Source organism: Streptomyces rectiviolaceus, assembly GCF_039533825.1.
In the GTDB taxonomy this organism is placed as follows: Bacteria; Actinomycetota; Actinomycetes; order Streptomycetales; family Streptomycetaceae; genus Streptomyces; species Streptomyces rectiviolaceus.
The window spans coordinates 49,712-66,444 of sequence record NZ_BAAAUG010000040.1; the positions used below are offsets into that span (position 1 = coordinate 49,712).

17 protein-coding genes are annotated in these 16,733 nt (G+C 69.4%); 14 read left to right on the plus strand and 3 right to left on the minus strand.

The genetic code is table 11. The features are described from left to right. Positions 1 to 201 precede the first annotated feature (201 nt). The 5 genes from mshA to ABD378_RS13730 all read left to right on the plus strand — a co-directional run bounded on the left by mshA (position 202) and on the right by ABD378_RS13730 (position 4,616). Positions 202 to 1,548: a D-inositol-3-phosphate glycosyltransferase gene (mshA, locus tag ABD378_RS13710; RefSeq protein WP_344520997.1), complete on the plus strand. Its 1,347-nt coding sequence runs from the start codon at positions 202 to 204 to the stop codon at positions 1,546 to 1,548. Beyond that, the gene (locus ABD378_RS13715) at positions 1,541 to 2,044 is read left to right on the plus strand and encodes a type III secretion system chaperone family protein (RefSeq protein WP_344520998.1); all 504 of its coding nucleotides are present in this window, start codon (positions 1,541 to 1,543) and stop codon (positions 2,042 to 2,044) included. Before mshA ends, ABD378_RS13715 begins: the two co-directional genes overlap by 8 nt. Positions 2,045 to 2,168: 124 nt before the next feature. Beyond that, a complete protein-coding gene (locus ABD378_RS13720) occupies positions 2,169 to 3,821 on the plus strand; it encodes a glycosyl hydrolase family 28-related protein (RefSeq protein WP_344520999.1) in 1,653 nt (550 codons plus the stop codon). Between the two features lie 147 nt (positions 3,822 to 3,968). After that, positions 3,969 to 4,178: a hypothetical protein gene (locus ABD378_RS13725; protein WP_344521000.1), complete on the plus strand. Its 210-nt coding sequence runs from the start codon at positions 3,969 to 3,971 to the stop codon at positions 4,176 to 4,178. A 75-nt stretch (positions 4,179 to 4,253) separates the two neighbouring features. Continuing rightward, entirely contained in the window at positions 4,254 to 4,616 is a 363-nt protein-coding gene (locus ABD378_RS13730) for a hypothetical protein (RefSeq protein ID WP_344521001.1), read from the plus strand. A gap of 80 nt (positions 4,617 to 4,696) precedes the next feature. Here ABD378_RS13730 and ABD378_RS13735 read toward each other — a convergent pair whose 3' ends face one another. Next, positions 4,697 to 5,458: a phosphoglyceromutase gene (locus ABD378_RS13735; RefSeq protein ID WP_344521002.1), complete on the minus strand. Its 762-nt coding sequence runs from the start codon at positions 5,456 to 5,458 to the stop codon at positions 4,697 to 4,699. Between the two features lie 186 nt (positions 5,459 to 5,644). On the opposite strand from ABD378_RS13735, the gene ABD378_RS13740 reads away from it, so the two are divergent. Beyond that, positions 5,645 to 7,129: an MDR family MFS transporter gene (locus ABD378_RS13740; protein WP_344521003.1), complete on the plus strand. Its 1,485-nt coding sequence runs from the start codon at positions 5,645 to 5,647 to the stop codon at positions 7,127 to 7,129. A gap of 97 nt (positions 7,130 to 7,226) precedes the next feature. On the opposite strand, the gene phoU is transcribed toward ABD378_RS13740, so the two are convergent. After that, entirely contained in the window at positions 7,227 to 7,907 is a 681-nt protein-coding gene (gene phoU / locus ABD378_RS13745; RefSeq protein ID WP_344521018.1) for a phosphate signaling complex protein PhoU, read from the minus strand. A gap of 283 nt (positions 7,908 to 8,190) precedes the next feature. Between phoU and phoR the strand changes: the two genes are divergently transcribed. Together phoR and phoP are read left to right on the plus strand one after the other, a co-directional pair. Then, positions 8,191 to 9,450: a two-component system sensor histidine kinase PhoR gene (phoR, locus tag ABD378_RS13750; RefSeq protein WP_344521004.1), complete on the plus strand. Its 1,260-nt coding sequence runs from the start codon at positions 8,191 to 8,193 to the stop codon at positions 9,448 to 9,450. Positions 9,451 to 9,455: 5 nt separating this feature from the next. Continuing rightward, positions 9,456 to 10,127, plus strand: a complete 672-nt coding sequence (gene phoP, locus ABD378_RS13755) for a two-component system response regulator PhoP (RefSeq protein WP_467539963.1) — start codon at positions 9,456 to 9,458, stop codon at positions 10,125 to 10,127. 95 nt (positions 10,128 to 10,222) lie between these two features. Here the strand turns inward: phoP and ABD378_RS13760 are convergent, their stop codons facing one another. Next, positions 10,223 to 10,963, minus strand: coding sequence for a copper chaperone PCu(A)C domain-containing protein (locus ABD378_RS13760; RefSeq protein WP_344521005.1), 741 nt, complete (start codon positions 10,961 to 10,963; stop codon positions 10,223 to 10,225). Between the two features lie 638 nt (positions 10,964 to 11,601). Here ABD378_RS13760 and ABD378_RS13765 point away from each other — a divergent pair. From ABD378_RS13765 to rlmB, 6 genes are all read left to right on the plus strand, one after another. Beyond that, positions 11,602 to 12,084 (plus strand): CarD family transcriptional regulator, encoded by a 483-nt coding sequence (locus tag ABD378_RS13765; protein ID WP_003953493.1) that lies wholly within the window; start codon positions 11,602 to 11,604, stop codon positions 12,082 to 12,084. A 291-nt stretch (positions 12,085 to 12,375) separates the two neighbouring features. Next, positions 12,376 to 13,113, plus strand: coding sequence for a 2-C-methyl-D-erythritol 4-phosphate cytidylyltransferase (gene ispD, locus ABD378_RS13770; protein WP_344521006.1), 738 nt, complete (start codon positions 12,376 to 12,378; stop codon positions 13,111 to 13,113). Next, entirely contained in the window at positions 13,103 to 13,618 is a 516-nt protein-coding gene (gene ispF, locus ABD378_RS13775; RefSeq protein ID WP_344521007.1) for a 2-C-methyl-D-erythritol 2,4-cyclodiphosphate synthase, read from the plus strand. The genes ispD and ispF overlap by 11 nt, the downstream gene beginning before the upstream one ends. Positions 13,619 to 13,736: 118 nt before the next feature. Next, entirely contained in the window at positions 13,737 to 14,141 is a 405-nt protein-coding gene (locus ABD378_RS13780) for a PPOX class F420-dependent oxidoreductase (protein WP_344521009.1), read from the plus strand. Between the two features lie 90 nt (positions 14,142 to 14,231). Further along, on the plus strand, positions 14,232 to 15,647 hold the full coding sequence (gene cysS, locus ABD378_RS13785; RefSeq protein ID WP_344521010.1) for a cysteine--tRNA ligase: 1,416 nt from the start codon (positions 14,232 to 14,234) through the stop codon (positions 15,645 to 15,647). A gap of 124 nt (positions 15,648 to 15,771) precedes the next feature. Beyond that, the coding region (gene rlmB, locus ABD378_RS13790; RefSeq protein WP_344521011.1) for a 23S rRNA (guanosine(2251)-2'-O)-methyltransferase RlmB at positions 15,772 to 16,733 on the plus strand (962 nt) is incomplete at its 3' end.

The window sequence follows — 16,733 nt, forward strand, 5'->3', positions numbered from 1 at the left end:
GCGGCAGGGGGACTCGCCGAGCTCCGCCCGATCATGTGCCCAGTCATGTGCCCGATCATGCGCCCGGTCATTGGTTGAGCCGAATCCAGTAATCATTTGGCAAAGAGGAAATGGAGTCGCCCCTTCCGATGTTCTCCCTCTGGAGGACCGTGCACGCCCTCCCTTAAGCCATGCCCGCGCGCGCACAAGGAGGACCGCCACGTGAGCCAGTACGTGACCAGGCTCGGTCGTCGCTCGCCGGCGGCGCCCGGCAGGCTCCGGCTCCCCGGCACAAACCGGCGTCCGCGCCGGGTGGCCATGCTCAGCGTGCACACGTCCCCGCTGCACCAGCCCGGCACGGGCGACGCGGGCGGCATGAACGTGTACATCGTGGAGCTGGCCAAGCGCCTCGCGGCGATCAACATCGAGGTCGAGATCTTCACGCGCTCGACGACAGGCGCGCTGCCGCCCGCCGTCGAACTCGCCCCGGGCGTCCTCGTACGTCATGTGGACGCGGGACCGTACGAAGGCCTGGCGAAGGAGGAGCTGCCCGCCCAGCTCTGCGCCTTCACCCACGGCGTGATGCAGGCGTGGGCGGGCAACCGCCCCGGCTACTACGACCTGGTCCACTCGCACTACTGGCTCAGCGGTCACGTCGGCTGGCTGGCCGCCGAGCGCTGGGGCGTGCCGCTGGTGCACGCCATGCACACGATGGCCAAGGTCAAGAACGCGGCGCTCGCGGACGGCGACACCCCGGAGCCGACGGCGCGCGTGATCGGCGAGACGCAGATCGTGCGGGCGGCCGACCGCCTGATCGCCAACACCTCCGAAGAGGCCGACGAGCTCGTACGTCACTACGAAGCGGACGCGGGCAAGGTCGCCGTCGTGCACCCCGGCGTGAACCTCGACCGCTTCCGCCCCGCCGACGGCCGCGCGGCGGCCCGGCACCGCCTCGGCCTCCCGCAGGACGCGCTCGTCCCGCTCTTCGCCGGCCGTATCCAGCCCCTCAAGGCGCCGGACGTCCTGCTCCGCGCGGTCGCTGTCCTCCTGGACCAGCGTCCCGAGCTCCGCTCGAACATCGTCGTCCCCGTGGTGGGCGGCCCCAGCGGCAGCGGCCTCGCGAAGCCCGAAGGACTGCAGAAGCTGGCCGCCAGGCTGGGCATCGCGGACGTGGTCCGCTTCCAGCCGCCGGTGGGCCAGGAGCAGCTCGCGGACTGGTTCAGGGCGGCCTCGGTCCTGGTGATGCCCTCGTACAGCGAGTCCTTCGGCCTGGTGGCCATAGAGGCACAGGCGGCGGGCACCCCGGTCCTCGCGGCGTCGGTGGGCGGTCTGCCGGTCGCCGTGCGCGACGGGGTGACGGGCTTCCTGATCGACGGCCACGAACCGGAGCACTACGCGCGCGTGCTGCGCGATTTCGCCGAGACCCCACACCTTGTGGACCGCATGGGAGAGGCGGCCGCGCGGCACGCGGAATCCTTCGGCTGGGACACGGCGGCGTCCGCCACGGCGGACGTGTACACGGCAGCGGTGCATGAGTACAGGCGTCGCGTACGCTCGCATCATGGCTGATCAGGCTGACACAGCGGCGATCGCGATCATCGAGCGGACGCTGGACGACGCGGAGCTGGAGTGGGAGAGCCCGCAGAGCGGCTCCTACGTGGTGACGCTCCCGGGCACCCGCAAGTTGTCGACGACGCTCTCACTCAGGATCGGCAAGCACGCCCTGTCCCTGACGGCGTTCGTGATCCGGCACCCCGACGAGAACCACGACGCGGTCCACCGCTGGCTCCTGGAGCGGAACCTGCGCCTGTACGGCGTGAGTTACGCGATCGACTCCCTCGGAGACATCTACCTCACCGGCAAGCTCCCGCTCTCGGCGGTCACCCCGGAAGAGCTGGACCGCCTGCTCGGCTCGGTCCTGGAGAACGCGGACGGCTCCTTCAACACGCTCCTGGAGCTGGGTTTCGCATCGGCGATCCGCAAGGAGTACGCGTGGCGGGTGTCGCGCGGCGAGTCCACGCGGAACCTGGACGCGTTCACTCATCTGACCCAGCCGCAAGACTAGCTCGACCAGCTCGGCCAAGCCAATCCGCACGTGCAGGACACCTTCCCCGGGAGGTGGGCCCGTGGCATGCTCGCGCCCATCGCAGACATGAACGGCGTTCACATCCATGGAAGGCGGCGGCAACATGGGCATGGAGCACCCGAGCAGACGCGGCGTACTGGGAGGGGCGATCGCGGTGGCGGCGGTCGCCGCGACCGGCGGCACGGCGTGGGCGAAGCCCGGTGAAACCCCCACCCTCTGGCGGGAGTTCAGGTCCACCCCGTACAAGCACCCCCACATCCCCTACATAGCCCGCGCGGGCGCCCGCTCCGGCACCCGTCACCTCCCTCGCCGCGAAGTGGTCGCGAACGTAAGGGACTACGGAGCGAAGCCGGACGGCACGCAGGACGCGGCACCGGCGATCAACCGCGCGCTGGCGGAAGCGGGCGCGAGGGGCGGCGGCACGGTCGTCGTCCCGCCCGGCACGTACCGCATCGACGACATCATCCGCATAGCCCACGACAACGTGGTGCTCCGTGGGGCAGGCAGCGCCCGCACCACACTCCACGCGACAAAGAACCTCACGGAGCTGATCGGCCCGTACGGCTCCCGCTACGGCGGCGACAAGTCGAGCTGGTCCTGGGCGGGCGGCCTCATCTGGCTCTGCCCGCAGTCCCGTTGGGAGTCCCTGACGTCGGCCGTCAAGGCGAAGGCGTGGCCCTTCGAGGGCTGGACGGGCAACAAGCGGGACGAGTGGCGGACCCTCACGACGACCGCCCCCGCGAAGCGAGGCGACCGCACCCTGAGGGTCGCGGACACCACACGCCTCCGCAAGGGCGACCTGGTGCTCCTGCGCCTGGCGGATGACGCCGACCACACGCTCCTGGAGCACATGGCGGGCGGGGGAGAGGGGCCGGAGGCGTACGTGTGGGACGACAAGACAAAGCTCACGTCGTACGTCCCCTACGAGTGGCCGGTCCGCATCACTTCAGTAAAGAAGAGCACGGTCACCCTGGAACGCCCGCTCCCCCTGGACGTACGCGAGGAGTGGGACCCACGCCTGACGACGCACGTAAAGGCGCTGACGGGCGCGGGAGTCGAAGCACTGACGCTGGAAGCAGGCGAGACACCCCAATCCCCCCACCTCCTGGACAAGGGCTACAACGGGGTCACGTTCCAGTGCGCGTACGACTGCTGGGCGGACGACATCGTGGTCCGTCACGTGGACAACGGCTTCGGTCTGGTGAGCGCGTCCGCCTGCACCCTGCGCCGCACCCGCGTGACGGGCCGGGGCTCGCACCACCCGTACTTCTGCCGGGAGGGCTCGCACGACAACCTCATCGAGGACTTCAGGATCGACGAACGCACGACCCCGGCCCCCTCGGGCACCCAGCTCCACGGCATCAACGTAGAGGGCCTGTCCTCCTACAACGTCTGGTCCCGGGGCCACATGGAGATGGGCACCTTCGACAGCCACAGAGGCATGCCCTTCGCGAACGTCCGCACGGACATCACGGTCGACAACAACGGCCGCCACGGAGGAGACGCCAGCGCGGGCCCTCTCTTCGGAGCCCGCTTCACCCACTGGAACATCCGCGTCACCAACGGGCGCGCGGGCCTGATGAAGATCGACGGACTGGCCCCGTACAGCGCCACGGTGGGCATCAACGAAGTCCGCGAGTTCGACCAGATCGACGTACCGGACTTCTCCGGAGACCTTCACTCGCGGATCGAGCTCTACGGGACCACGGATACGGTCCGCCCGCGGAACCTGTACGAGGCGCAGAGAGAGCTGTAGCCGTCCGCGCGCTGGCAAGTCCGCCGATTCGGCCCCGGATGGGCGCTTTGCCGCCAACCCCGCCCAACTGAGTGCCCCCATCACACGGTTCGGGCTACACAGGGGAACTGGAACGTTCTTGCCTGATGGGGGGATGGCCCAGTGGTGATGACGATCGACCTCGCGGTTCTGCTGGCTGTGGTCATCTTCGTGCTGCTGCGCAGACGCGTGGCGCCCAGGACCAAGCTCGACACGGGGATGACCATGGCGGTCGTGCTGGTCTTCGGCGTCCTGATCGCTCCGACCGCCTTCGGCCACTGGATCCTGGACGCCGTGGGCGAGCTCGCCCAGGGGGTCTCGGACACGGGCAGCCCGTGACCGACCGCTGTTGGCGAACTGTTGGTGCGGCTCCCTAGCGTTGTCCCCGTCCCACTCACACAGATACGGGGAATCATGCGCAAAAAGCTCACGAGTGTCCTGGGCGCCGCAGTACTGACCGGTGCTGTCTTCGCCTCGACTCCCGCGGTCGCTGCTTCGGCTGCTTCGTCTGCTTCACCTGCTTCCTCCGGCGGAAGCTTCGCGTCCGCCGCGTGCCACAAGCAGAAGGCCGAGGAGAGCGTCAAGATCCGTAAGACCAAGAGTGTCAACGGCACTGCTCTCGGACTCGTGCCGAAGGGCAAGATCGTGTGCAAGCTCAAGAACGAGAAGGCACGTAAGTGGTACGACAAGTGCGGCCAGGGCAGCGACCAGTGGAACTACATTAGCTACCGGGGCCTCAAGGGCTGGGTTCCCACCACTTGCGTGGTGAACGTCTAAAGACTCGCCCCGCACAGCAAAGAGCCCCCTGCCGACGGGAAAACCCGCGGGCAGGGGGCTCAGCTCACGAAAATGCGGGGCTACTTCTTCTTGCCCTGGTTCTTGACCGCCTCGATCGCGGCCTTCGCCGCGTCGGGGTCGAGGTAAGTCCCCCCGGCCTTCACGGGCTTGAAGTCCGCGTCCAGCTCGTACGCCAGCGGGATGCCCGTCGGGATGTTCAGGCCCGCGATGTCCTCGTCCGAGATGCCGTCCAGGTGCTTGACCAGGGCGCGCAGCGAGTTGCCGTGGGCCGCGACCAGGACCGTCCTGCCGGTCAGCAGGTCCGGGACGATGCCGTCGAACCAGTACGGGAGCATGCGCACGACGACGTCCTTGAGGCACTCCGTCTGCGGGCGCAGCTCCGGCGGGAGCGTCGCGTAGCGCGGGTCCTCGAACTGCGAGTACTCCGCGTCGCGGTCGAGCGCCGGCGGCGGGGTGTCGTACGAGCGGCGCCAGAGCATGAACTGCTCCTCGCCGAACTCGGCGAGCGTCTGCGCCTTGTCCTTGCCCTGCAGTGCGCCGTAGTGGCGCTCGTTCAGGCGCCAGCTGCGGTGGACCGGGATCCACTGGCGGTCGGCCGCCTCGAGGGAGAGCTGCGCGGTGCGGATCGCGCGCTTCTGGAGCGACGTGTGGACCACGTCGGGGAGCAGGCCGGCGTCCTTGAGCAGCTCACCGCCGCGGACCGCCTCCTTCTCGCCCTTCTCGTTGAGATTGACGTCCACCCAGCCGGTGAACAGGTTCTTCGCGTTCCACTCGCTCTCGCCGTGGCGGAGGAGGATCAGCTTGTACGGTGCGTCGGCCATGCCCCTGAGCGTAATCGAACCGCAGGGTGCCCCGCGCGTCCGCCCGGACCCCGGACAGGACTGCGGCAAGCAGGGCGACAGTTGACGGCTTCTGCTAATCCACTGGCCCTCGCGGTCTCTCAGATCGTAATGTGCGCTAGTCGCTAGCGACGCTTACATATCTGCCTGATCCTGTGGGGGACCCCGATGCCACTCGCCGCCCTGAGACGCGCCGCCAAGGAGTCCGTCTCCGGTCTTCCCCGCGAGTTCTGGTGGCTGTGGACCAGCACCCTCGTCAACCGCCTCGGTGCCTTCGTCGCCACCTTCATGGCGCTCTATCTGACCCTCGACCGCGGGTACTCCGCGACGTACGCCGGACTCGTCGCCGCCCTGCACGGGCTCGGCGGCGTCATCTCCTCGCTCGGCGCGGGCGTGATGACGGACCGGCTCGGGCGGCGGCCCACCCTCCTCATCGCCCAGGCCTCCACCGCCCTGACCGTCGCCCTCCTCGGCTTCATGAAGGACCCCCTGGCCATCGCGGCCGTCGCCTTCCTCGTCGGCATGGCGAGCAACGCGTCCCGGCCCGCCGTCCAGGCGATGATGGCCGACATCGTCCGCCCCGAGGACCGGGTGCGGGCCTTCTCGCTCAACTACTGGGCCATCAACCTCGGGTTCGCCATCTCGTCCGCCGGCGCCGGCTTCATCGCCGAGTTCAGCTATCTCGCCGGGTTCCTCATCGAAGCCGTGATGACCATGGCCTGCGCCATCGTCGTCTTCGCGAAGCTGCCGGAGTCGCGGCCCGTGCGGACTGCCCTGGAGAAGGCATCGGAACCGGACGTCGGCCTGGGGACCGTCCTGCGCGACGGACGCTTCATGGGCGTCGTGGGGCTCTCCTTCCTCCTCGCGCTGATCTTCCAGCAGGGCTCCGTGGGGCTGCCCGTCGCCATGGGGGAGGCCGGGTTCACGCCCGCCGACTACGGAATGGCCATCGCCGTGAACGGCGTACTGATCGTCGCCCTCCAGATCCCGGTCACGCGCTTCATCGAACACCGCGACCCACAGCGCCTGTTGGTCATCTCCGCGCTGCTCGCCGGCTACGGCTTCGGCCTGACCGCCTTCGCCGGGTCCATCGGCGTCTTCGCCCTCACCGTGTGCGTCTGGACCCTCGCCGAGATCATCAACGCACCCACGCAGACCGGCCTCGTCGTCCAGCTCTCGCCGACCCACGGCAGGGGGCGCTACCAAGGCATGTACACCCTGTCGTGGGCCGTCGCCGCGCTCGTCGCCCCGCTGATGTCCGGCTTCGTCATCGACCGCTTCGGCGCGCAGTGGCTCTGGGGCATCTGCGCGGTCATCGGAACGGTCGCCGCCGTCGGCTACTGGTCGCTGATGAGGGGGCTCCCGGCGGAGGGGGCGGGGGTGGGCGCGGGCACCGCAGGCCGGGTGACCCCCGCGCGCGTGTGCGCCGTTGGTGCGCCCCTCCCAGTGGGCATGGAACGGGCAACAGGCAGTTCGCCTTCGAGGAGGAGACCCATGGCTGAGTCCCCCATGACCGAACCCGTCCCCGAGCAGCCGTCCGATACGCCTGGCCTGCCCACGCTCGTGCTCCTCGGCGCCTGCGGCTGCGGCTCGGGCTGCGGCTGTGGCTGTCAGTCGGGCGGACCGTGCCAGTGCGGCGGCTGCTGCGGCTGAGGCACCCCGACCAGAACAGACCAGAAAGGGGTGTGTCCCGCACCATCATCGGTGCGGGACACACCCCTTTGCACGCACGTCGCCCGACATGAAGGGCTCAGGCGCCTTCGACGGGCGTTCCCGTGGGCTGGATCTCGTCCGCGTGCTCGCCGGTGACCAGGTAGACGACCCTCTTCGCCACCGACACCGCGTGGTCCGCGAACCGCTCGTAGTAGCGGCCGAGCAGTGTCACGTCCACGGCCGTCTCGATGCCGTGCTTCCAGCGGTCCTCCATCAGGTGCTGGAAGAGCGTCCGGTGCAGCAGGTCCATCTCGTCGTCGTCCTGCTCCAGCTGGAGCGCCAGGTCGACGTCCTTCGTGATGATGACCTCCGCCGCCTTGGCCATGAGACGCTGCGCGAGCTGCCCCATCTCCAGGATCGTCGCGTGCAGATCCTGCGGAACGGCCGACGCCGGGAAGCGCAGGCGGGTCAGCTTGGCGACGTGCTGGGCGAGGTCGCCCGAGCGCTCCAGGTCGGCGCTCATCCGCAGCGAGGTCACGACGATGCGCAGGTCCGTGGCGACCGGCTGCTGCCGCGCGAGCAGGGCTATCGCCCGCGCCTCCAGCTCGTGCTGGAGATCGTCGACCTTCTGGTCGCCGGCGATCACGCTCTCCGCCAGCTTCAGATCGGCGTCGAGCATGGCCGTCGTGGCGCGCCCGATCGCGGACCCGACCAGACGGGCCATCTCGACCAGGCCCTCGCCGATCGAGTCAAGTTCCTCGTGGTACGCGTCCCGCATGTGGATGTCCCTCTCTAGTACGTCCCGGGGGGTGACCCCCACGCTCCCACGGTGCGGCCCGGACGCGTCCGTTTCCGACATCCCGAATGAACCGCCCCTGTCACCGAGGTGAACTGTGGGCGACGGGAAGCGCCCGGCCCGGAGCCGGGCCCGCGCGGCCCGGAGTAACCCGTTCAGCCGAAGTGAACCAGCACCGTCCCCTCGGTGAACTCTGGGCGACGAGTGTTCGAGGCGGCACCCGGATGGCTGGGGCAGGTGCTCATCCGGCGCATAACCTGGAGGCATGGACGTGAACGCGGCGGTCGCCGCAGCGGCAGCGATCGCCGGGGTGTGCACCGGTGTCATCGCCATGCTGGCGTTCCGCTGGAGCGAGCGCGACCTGAAACGCCCCACCCGGACCTCCCTGCACACAGACCCCGTACTGCCGCCGGGCGTCGACACGGTCCTCTCCGTGCTCCGCTCGTCCGCCGTCGTCCTCGACGAGGCGGACAGCGTGGTGAAGGCCAGCTCGGCTGCGTACGCACTCGGCCTGGTCCGCGGCGGCAAGCTCGCGGTCGAGCCCATGCTCCAGATGGCGCGCGACACCCGCCGTGACGGCGAGATACGCCAGGTCGAGCTGGACCTGCCACGCCGCGGCACCGGCCGCGGAGAGGCCCTGGCCGTCTCCGCACGCGTGGCCCCCCTCGGCTCCCGCCTGGTCCTGCTCCTGGTGGAGGACCTCACGGAGGCCCGCCGCATCGAGGCCGTACGACGCGACTTCGTCGCGAACGTGAGCCATGAGCTCAAGACCCCGGTAGGGGCCCTCTCCCTTCTCTCCGAGGCCGTCATGGACGCCTCGGACGACCCCGAGGCCGTCGAGCGCTTCGCCGGCCGCATGCAGATCGAGGCGACCCGCCTGACCAGCCTCGTCCAGGAGCTCATCGACCTCTCCCGGGTCCAGAACGACGACCCCCTGGAGGACGCCGAACCCGTCCGTGTCGATGAACTGGTGGCGGAGGCGATCGACCGCAGCCGCCACCAGGCCTCGCACAAACAGATCACCATGGCCGCGGGCGGCACCGCCGACCTGCAGATATGGGGCAACCGCGGCCAGCTCGCCGCGGCACTCGGCAACCTCGTCGAGAACGCCGTGAACTACTCGCCCGCCCGCACCCGGGTGGGCATCGCGGCCCGCCGCGTCACCGCACCCGGCGGAGATCTCATCGAGGTGGCCGTCACCGACCAGGGGATCGGCATCTCCGACAAGGACAAGGAGCGCATCTTCGAGCGCTTCTACCGAGTGGACCCGGCGCGCTCCCGCGCCACCGGCGGCACGGGCCTCGGCCTCGCCATCGTCAAACATGTGGCCGCCTCGCACGGCGGGGAGGTCACCGTGTGGAGCTCCGAGGGACAGGGCTCCACCTTCACCCTGCGGCTGCCCGAGGCAGCCGCGAACCGCGACCGCGGATCCGGTCACGGCGGAGACGGCAGCGAAGCCGGCACCGCACGGCCCGACGAGACCACTTCGTACGAACCCATTCCTGCCCCGGAGGTCCTTCCGTGACCCGAGTGCTCGTCGTAGAGGACGAGGAGTCCTTCTCCGACGCCCTGTCCTACATGCTTCGCAAAGAGGGCTTCGAGGTCGCCATCGCGGCCACCGGCCCGGACGGACTCGACGAGTTCGAGCGCAACGGCGCCGACCTCGTCCTGCTCGACCTGATGCTGCCGGGCCTGCCCGGCACGGAGGTCTGCCGTCAGCTGCGCGGCCGTTCCAACGTCCCGGTGATCATGGTCACCGCCAAGGACAGTGAGATCGACAAGGTGGTCGGCCTCGAAATAGGAGCCGACGACTACGTGACGAAGCCTTTCTCGTCCCGTGAACTCGTGGCCCGCATCCGCGCGGTCCTGCGCCGCCGCGGAGAGCCCGAGGAGGTCGCACCGCAGGCCCTGGAGGCGGGCCCGGTCCGCATGGACGTGGACCGCCACGTGGTCACCGTCTCCGGCTCCAAGGTCGACCTGCCCCTCAAGGAGTTCGACCTCCTGGAGATGCTCCTGCGCAACGCGGGCCGCGTCCTGACCCGCATGCAGCTCATCGACCGCGTCTGGGGCGCGGACTACGTAGGGGACACCAAGACCCTCGACGTCCACGTCAAGCGGCTGCGCGCCAAGATCGAGCCGGACCCGGGGGCACCGCGCTACCTGGTGACGGTGCGGGGCCTCGGCTACAAGTTCGAGCCGTAGACGGCCCCCCTGTAGATGGCCCCCTGTAGACGCGGCAGACACACGAGAGGGCGGGAACCCGGTGCCGGGTTCCCGCCCTCTCGTGTGTACGTCGATCAGTGCTCGGAACCGGCACCCGCACCCGCATCGTGCGACGCGGCGCCGGACGGGTCCGTGTTCGCCGCACCGGACGCGTTGCCCGACGGCTGCCCGGACGGCTGCCCCGAAGGGTTGGTGCTCGCACCGGAGGACGCGCCCTCGGCGGGCTCACCGCTCGCGGAGCCCGAAGGCTTCGTCGACGGCTTCGAGCCCGGAGCGTCGGGAACCTCGGTCGGGCCCCACTTCTTGAAGTAGCTCTCGGCCGGCACGACGAAGGTCTTCATCTTCACGTCGCCGGTCTTGCTGAAGGCGAAGGTGACCGCCTGCGCGTTGCCGTCCTTGACGGCCTCGCGGCTGCTGGGCAGGACGGCGGCGGCGTTGTCCTTGCCACCGATGACGACGGAGCCACCGGCGGGGATGGTCAGCGGGCCGCCGCGCTTGGAGGTCTTGTCGTCCTTGGCCGGCGTGATCTTGGCCGTCTTGCCGGTGCCGTTGACCTTGATCCCGTCCAGGGTCTGGTCGGTGCTGCCGTTGTTGAAGATCGTGGCGGCGATCACCGCGGGGCCCGTCGACTTCAGGTCGGGCTGGGTGATCACCATGGCGTTCTGGATCTTGATGTCGCCGACGGCGGTCGCGGCGTTGTCCGGCTTGATCTCGTGCGTCTGAGCGTTGTTACCGGCGCCGCACGCGGCGAGCGACGCGAGCGAGAACGCGATGGCGGTGGCGGCGATGGCGCCACGTCGAAGGCTGCGGCTCACGGCGGCGGCAACTCCTTGAACGAGGGCGGTACGGGAGGGGCGGGCGGCCATAAAGCCGCCCTAAGTGTGTGTCAGCGGGCTTAGGTTACCGAGCCGTTCCCGCGCCACCGCACCCGACCCGCCCCTACGGCCCGTGAGCCTCTCCCGCGCCCCTCGTGTCCCGCCGCGGATGTCACTGCCGTCACCTCCGCGCCATTGCCCTCTCGTTCACCATTCACATAAGAGCCGTCAAGAGTCATCGCGGCCCGTCCTGCGGATTTCCGGTAAGGAATGCATGGCGGTCCGGGGAAGTGCCGGAAATTGATCACCGGGGGCGCTTGATCAATTCCGGATTCATGCCGAAGGCCGACCGGTACGTCTCTCCGGTAGCCGAACGGAGTAGCGGAAGTTCACCGCTTGGAACCTGGCAAACCGGGACGTTCAGCCTCGTGGAGCGCTCTCGGAGGGCGTGTAACGGGCGCGTTTCTCCTTCCCCGGAGAGCCGCTCCCACCTGCGAATACCTCGCTCCACAAGCCCTTCGCAGCACGTTCCTGTTGCTGTTGTCAAGCCCCGAGATATGCCCTGACCTGCGAAAACGCCATTCAGAAGAGGCGGTTCTCGTGTTAGGATGGATAGCCACGGAAGGGGTACCTGTCACATGACGTTCAAGGTTGGCGACACCGTGGTCTATCCCCATCACGGGGCCGCGCTGATCGAGGCCATTGAGACTCGCCAGATCAAAGGCGTGGACAAGACCTACTTGGTGCTGAAGGTCGCTCAGGGCGATCTGACGGTACGTGTGCCTGCGGACAATGCGGAGTTCGTCGGCGTACGTGATGTGGTCGGTCAGGACGGGCTCGACCGGGTCTTCGAAGTACTGCGCGCGCCGTACGCCGAAGAGCCCACGAACTGGTCCCGTCGCTACAAGGCAAATCTCGAGAAGCTCGCATCGGGCGATGTCATCAAGGTCGCGGAAGTCGTGCGTGACCTGTGGCGTCGTGAGCGTGAGCGCGGACTGTCCGCGGGTGAGAAGCGCATGCTCGCCAAGGCTCGCCAGATCCTGGTGAGCGAGCTCGCCCTCGCGGAGAACACGAACGAGGACAAGGCCGAGGCCCTGCTTGACGAGGTCCTCGCGTCCTGATCGCGTCCTGACATACGCATACGTCTTGGCGCCATGAAATGCCGCGGTGCCCGCTGACCCTCAATGGTGTCGCCGGGCGCTGCGGCATGTTCGTACCCAGGGCAGCTTCGTACCCAGACGCAATCCCTGAATTCGTTACCTCGTACTCGGTGCTGCTTGGTGCTTGGTGTGCGTGCCGGGCTCGGGCAGCTGGCTCGACCAGATGTCACGGAAGGGTCCGGTCAAGGCCCGCGCCCGGCGTCGCTGTGGCCATACCCACCTCGGCCGAGCACACAAACCTGAACGGAAGCGATGTCTGAGGAATCCCGCACCGCGGTCGTGATCCCCGCCGCCGGACGCGGCGTACGGCTCGGCCCGGGCGCCCCCAAGGCGCTCCGCGCGCTGAACGGCACGCCCATGCTCATCCACGCGGTACGCGCCATGGCCGCGTCCCGCGCCGTCTCGCTCGTCGTCGTCGTGGCCCCGCCGGATGGCGCCGCCGAGGTCAAGTCACTCCTGGCCGACCACGCCCTGCCCGAGCGCACCGACTTCGTGGTGGTCCCCGGCGGCGAAACCCGCCAGGAGTCCGTGAAGCTCGGCCTCGACGCCCTGCCGGAGGGCATCCGCGTCGTCCTGGTGCACGACGCGGCCCGCCCGCTTGTGCCCGTCGACACCGTCGACGGGGTCATCGAGGCCGTACGCGAAGGCGCCCCCGCCGTCGTCCCCGCGCTGCCGCTCGCCGACACCGTCAAGCAGGTCGAGCCGGGGGACCCCAAACAGCCGGGAGCGCCCGAGCCCGTGGTGGCCACGCCCGAGCGGGCCCGCCTGCGCGCCGTGCAGACCCCGCAGGGCTTCGACCGCGACACCCTCGTCCGCGCCCACGCGACGGTCACCGACAACGTCACGGACGACGCCAGCATGGTCGAGCAGCTGGGCCTCCAGGTCGTCGTCGTACCCGGTCACGAAGAGGCCTTCAAGGTGACGCGGCCCCTCGACCTCGTCCTGGCCGAGGCCGTACTCGCCCGCAGGAGGGCCAACGATGGCTTCTGAGAACCAGCCCCAGCAGCCCCAGCGGATCCGCATGCCCCAGGTCGGCATCGGCACCGACGTGCACGCCTTCGAGGAAGGGCGCGAGCTGTGGTGTGCCGGGCTCCTCTGGGAGGGCGAGAGCGCGGGCCTCGCCGGGCACTCGGACGGGGACGTCGCCGCGCACGCCGCCTGCGACGCCCTGTTCTCCGCGGCCGGCATCGGCGACCTCGGCGCGCACTTCGGCACCGGCAGGCCCGAGTGGTCCGGCGCCTCCGGCGTGACGCTGCTTGCCGAAGCCGCCAGGATCGTGCGCGCCGAAGGCTTCGAGATCGGCAACATCGCCGTCCAGGTCATCGGCGTACGCCCCAAGGTCGGCAAGCGGCGCGACGAGGCGCAGAAGACGCTGAGCGCCGCCGCGGGCGCCCCGGTCGCCGTGTCCGGCACGACGACGGACGGGCTCGGCCTCACCGGCCGCGCCGAGGGCCTCGCCGCGATCGCGACGGCACTGGTCGTGCGGGCGGGCTGACGGGCGCGGCGGCGCCGGGCGAAATGCCGCTGGGACGGGGTGTGTTGGAGGAGTATCGGGAAACGCACCCCTGCACGGCTCAACGTCATCCATCGACGTACGAGAGAGAGGCACCCCCATGGCAGCCGAACTGTCCGACAAGCTCAAGGCCCTTCTCGACACCCCCGTCTTCATCTCCGTCGCCACGATCCAGCCCGACGGCAGCCCGCAGGTCTCACCGGTCTGGGTGAAGCGTGACGGCGACGAGCTGCTCTTCTCCACCACGATCGGCCGCCGCAAGGAGAAGAACCTGCGCCGCGATCCGCGCGTGACGGTGCTCCTTCAGCCCTTCGACTCGCCGTACACGTACGCCGAGATCCGCGGCGAGGTGACGATGACCACCGAGGGCGGGCAGGAGCTCATCGACGAGCTGGCGCTGAAGTACACCGGCCTGAAGTACGCGGAGTTCAACCCGTCCTCCGTGAACGACGACCCCCGCGTCGTCGTCCGCGTCACTCCGCGCAAGGTCGTCGGCCGCATCTGAGGCCCTCGCGGCCCCGCACATGTCACAGTTCCGTGCCCTGTTGACCCCGGAGGTCGCAGGGCACTGTTCTGCGACCACTACTCTGGAGTGGTGACGATTCGCCTTTACGACACCAGCGCCCGGCAGATCCGAGACTTCAGCCCGCTCATCGACGGTTGTGTCTCGATCTACCTGTGTGGCGCGACGGTGCAGGCGGCCCCGCACATCGGGCACATCCGGTCGGGTCTCAACTTCGACATCATGCGCCGCTGGTTCGACCACCGCGGCTACGACGTCACCTTCATCCGCAACGTCACGGACATCGACGACAAGATCATCCGGAAGTCGGCCGAGCAGGGCCGCCCGTGGTGGTCGATCGGGTACGAGAACGAGCGCGCCTTCAACGACGGCTACGACGTCCTCGGCTGCCTCCCGCCCACGTACGAACCGCGCGCCACCGGCCACATCACCGAGATGGTCGAGATGATGCGCGGCCTGATCGAGCGCGGCCACGCGTACGAGTCGGACGGCAACGTCTACTTCGACGTGAAGTCCTTCCCGGGCTATCTGGAGCTGTCCAACCAGGAGCTGGACAACCTCCTGCAGCCCGAGGGCGAGGGCGAGACCGGCAAGCGCGACCCGCGTGACTTCGCCATGTGGAAGCGGGCCAAGGAAGGGGAGCCCAGCTGGGAGACCCCCTGGGGCCGCGGCCGTCCCGGCTGGCACCTGGAGTGCTCGGCGATGGCCCACAAGTACCTCGGCCGCGAGTTCGACATCCACGGCGGCGGCATCGACCTGATCTTCCCGCACCACGAGAACGAGATCGCCCAGGCCAAGGCCTTCGGCGACGCCTTCGCGCGGTACTGGGTGCACAACGGCTGGGTCACCATGAGCGGCGAGAAGATGTCCAAGTCGCTCGGCAACTCGGTCCTCGTCTCCGAGATGGTCAAGAAGTGGCGCCCGATCGTCCTGCGCTACTACCTGGGAACCCCGCACTACCGCTCGATGATCGAGTACAGCGAGGAGGCCCTGCGCGAGGCCGAGTCCGCGTTCGCGCGGATCGAGGGCTTCGTGCAGCGCGTGGTGGAGAAGGCCGGGGGCGTCGTGGAGCCCGCCGCCGACGTGCCGCCCGCCTTCGCCGACGCGATGGACGACGACCTGGGCGTCCCGCAGGCGCTCGCCATCGTCCACACGACGGTCCGGCAGGGCAATTCCGCCCTGGCCGCCGACGACAAGGAAGCCGCGGTGGAGCGGCTCGCCGAGGTGCGGGCCATGCTGGCCGTGCTCGGCCTCGACCCGCTCGACCCGCACTGGGTCGGCGAGGGCGACCGCGGCGACACCGGATCTTCCAACAGCATCCACGGCGTCGTCGACACGCTCGTCCGCCTCGTGCTCCAGCAGCGGGAGGCGGCGCGTGGCCGCAAGGACTGGGCCACCGCCGACGCCATCCGTGATCAGCTCAACCAGTCGGGCCTCGTCATCGAGGACGGCCCGACCGGACCGCGGTGGACTCTCGGCCCGCGCTGAGCGTCTGACCTCGCGATGTGCCGCCCGGCGACCCGGGCGGCACACTTCATATACGTACGCACTCCCGCAGTGGGCAGTCACGCAGTACGCGGACAGCCGCACGCATCACAGAGACAGGTAGGTCATGGCCGCTAACAACCGCCGCATGTCCGGCAAGAAGGGCGCGCAGGTCGGCAGCGGTGGAAATCGGCGCCGCGGCCTTGAGGGCAAGGGCCCGACGCCGCCCGCCGAGGCGCGCAAGGGACACAAGAAGAACCGCATCGCCAACGCCGCGGCCAAGAAGGCCACCGGCGGTCCCGGCGGTGGCGGCCGACGTCCCGCCTCCGTGAAGGGCCGCGGCAAGGGCACCTCCGAGATGGTCGTCGGACGCAACTCCGTCGTCGAGGCGCTGCGCGAGGGCGTGCCGGCCTCGATGCTCTACGTCCAGCAGTTCATCGACAACGACGAGCGCGTGCGTGAGGCGCTGCAGCTCGCCGGTGAGCGCGGCGGCATCCACCTGATGGAGGCCCCGCGGCCCGAGCTGGACCGCATGACCAACGGGCTCAACCACCAGGGCCTCGTGCTCCAGGTGCCGCCCTACGAGTACGCGCACCCCGAGGAGCTCGCGGCCGCCGCGTACGACCAGGGCGAGGACCCGCTGATCGTCGCCCTCGACGGTGTGACGGACCCGCGGAACCTGGGTGCCGTGGTGCGTTCCGCGTCCGCCTTCGGCGGTCACGGCGTCGTCGTGCCCGAGCGGCGCGCCGCCGGGATGACCGCGGGCGCCTGGAAGACGGCCGCCGGTGCCGCGGCGCGTACGCCGGTGGCGCGCGCCACGAACCTCACCCGCGTCCTGGAGGCCTACAAGAAGGCCGGGCTCGCGATCGTCGGCCTCGCGGCGGACGGCGATCACGAGGTCGGCGACCTCGAGGCGCTCTCCGGTCCCGTGGTGATCGTCATCGGCAGCGAGGGCAAGGGCCTCTCGCGTCTGGTCGGCGAGACCTGCGACTACCGCGTGCGGATCCCCATGCCGGGCGGCACGGAGTCCCTGAACGCCGGTGTCGCCGCGGGCGTCGTGCTCTACGAGGCGTCCCGGCGCCGGAGCTA

Coding starts and splice junctions, on each gene's coding strand:
- ABD378_RS13740 (WP_344521003.1), top strand. CDS start 5,645: ATGCCACTCGCCGCCCTGAGACGCGCCGCCAAGGAGTCCGTCTCCGGT.
- phoR (WP_344521004.1), top strand. CDS start 8,191: ATGGACGTGAACGCGGCGGTCGCCGCAGCGGCAGCGATCGCCGGGGTG.
- ABD378_RS13730 (WP_344521001.1), top strand. CDS start 4,254: ATGCGCAAAAAGCTCACGAGTGTCCTGGGCGCCGCAGTACTGACCGGT.
- ABD378_RS13735 (WP_344521002.1), bottom strand. CDS start 5,458: ATGGCCGACGCACCGTACAAGCTGATCCTCCTCCGCCACGGCGAGAGC.
- ABD378_RS13715 (WP_344520998.1), top strand. CDS start 1,541: ATGGCTGATCAGGCTGACACAGCGGCGATCGCGATCATCGAGCGGACG.
- ABD378_RS13780 (WP_344521009.1), top strand. CDS start 13,737: ATGGCAGCCGAACTGTCCGACAAGCTCAAGGCCCTTCTCGACACCCCC.
- ABD378_RS13720 (WP_344520999.1), top strand. CDS start 2,169: ATGGGCATGGAGCACCCGAGCAGACGCGGCGTACTGGGAGGGGCGATC.
- ABD378_RS13765 (WP_003953493.1), top strand. CDS start 11,602: ATGACGTTCAAGGTTGGCGACACCGTGGTCTATCCCCATCACGGGGCC.
- phoU (WP_344521018.1), bottom strand. CDS start 7,907: ATGCGGGACGCGTACCACGAGGAACTTGACTCGATCGGCGAGGGCCTG.
- ABD378_RS13725 (WP_344521000.1), top strand. CDS start 3,969: ATGACGATCGACCTCGCGGTTCTGCTGGCTGTGGTCATCTTCGTGCTG.
- ispF (WP_344521007.1), top strand. CDS start 13,103: ATGGCTTCTGAGAACCAGCCCCAGCAGCCCCAGCGGATCCGCATGCCC.
- ispD (WP_344521006.1), top strand. CDS start 12,376: ATGTCTGAGGAATCCCGCACCGCGGTCGTGATCCCCGCCGCCGGACGC.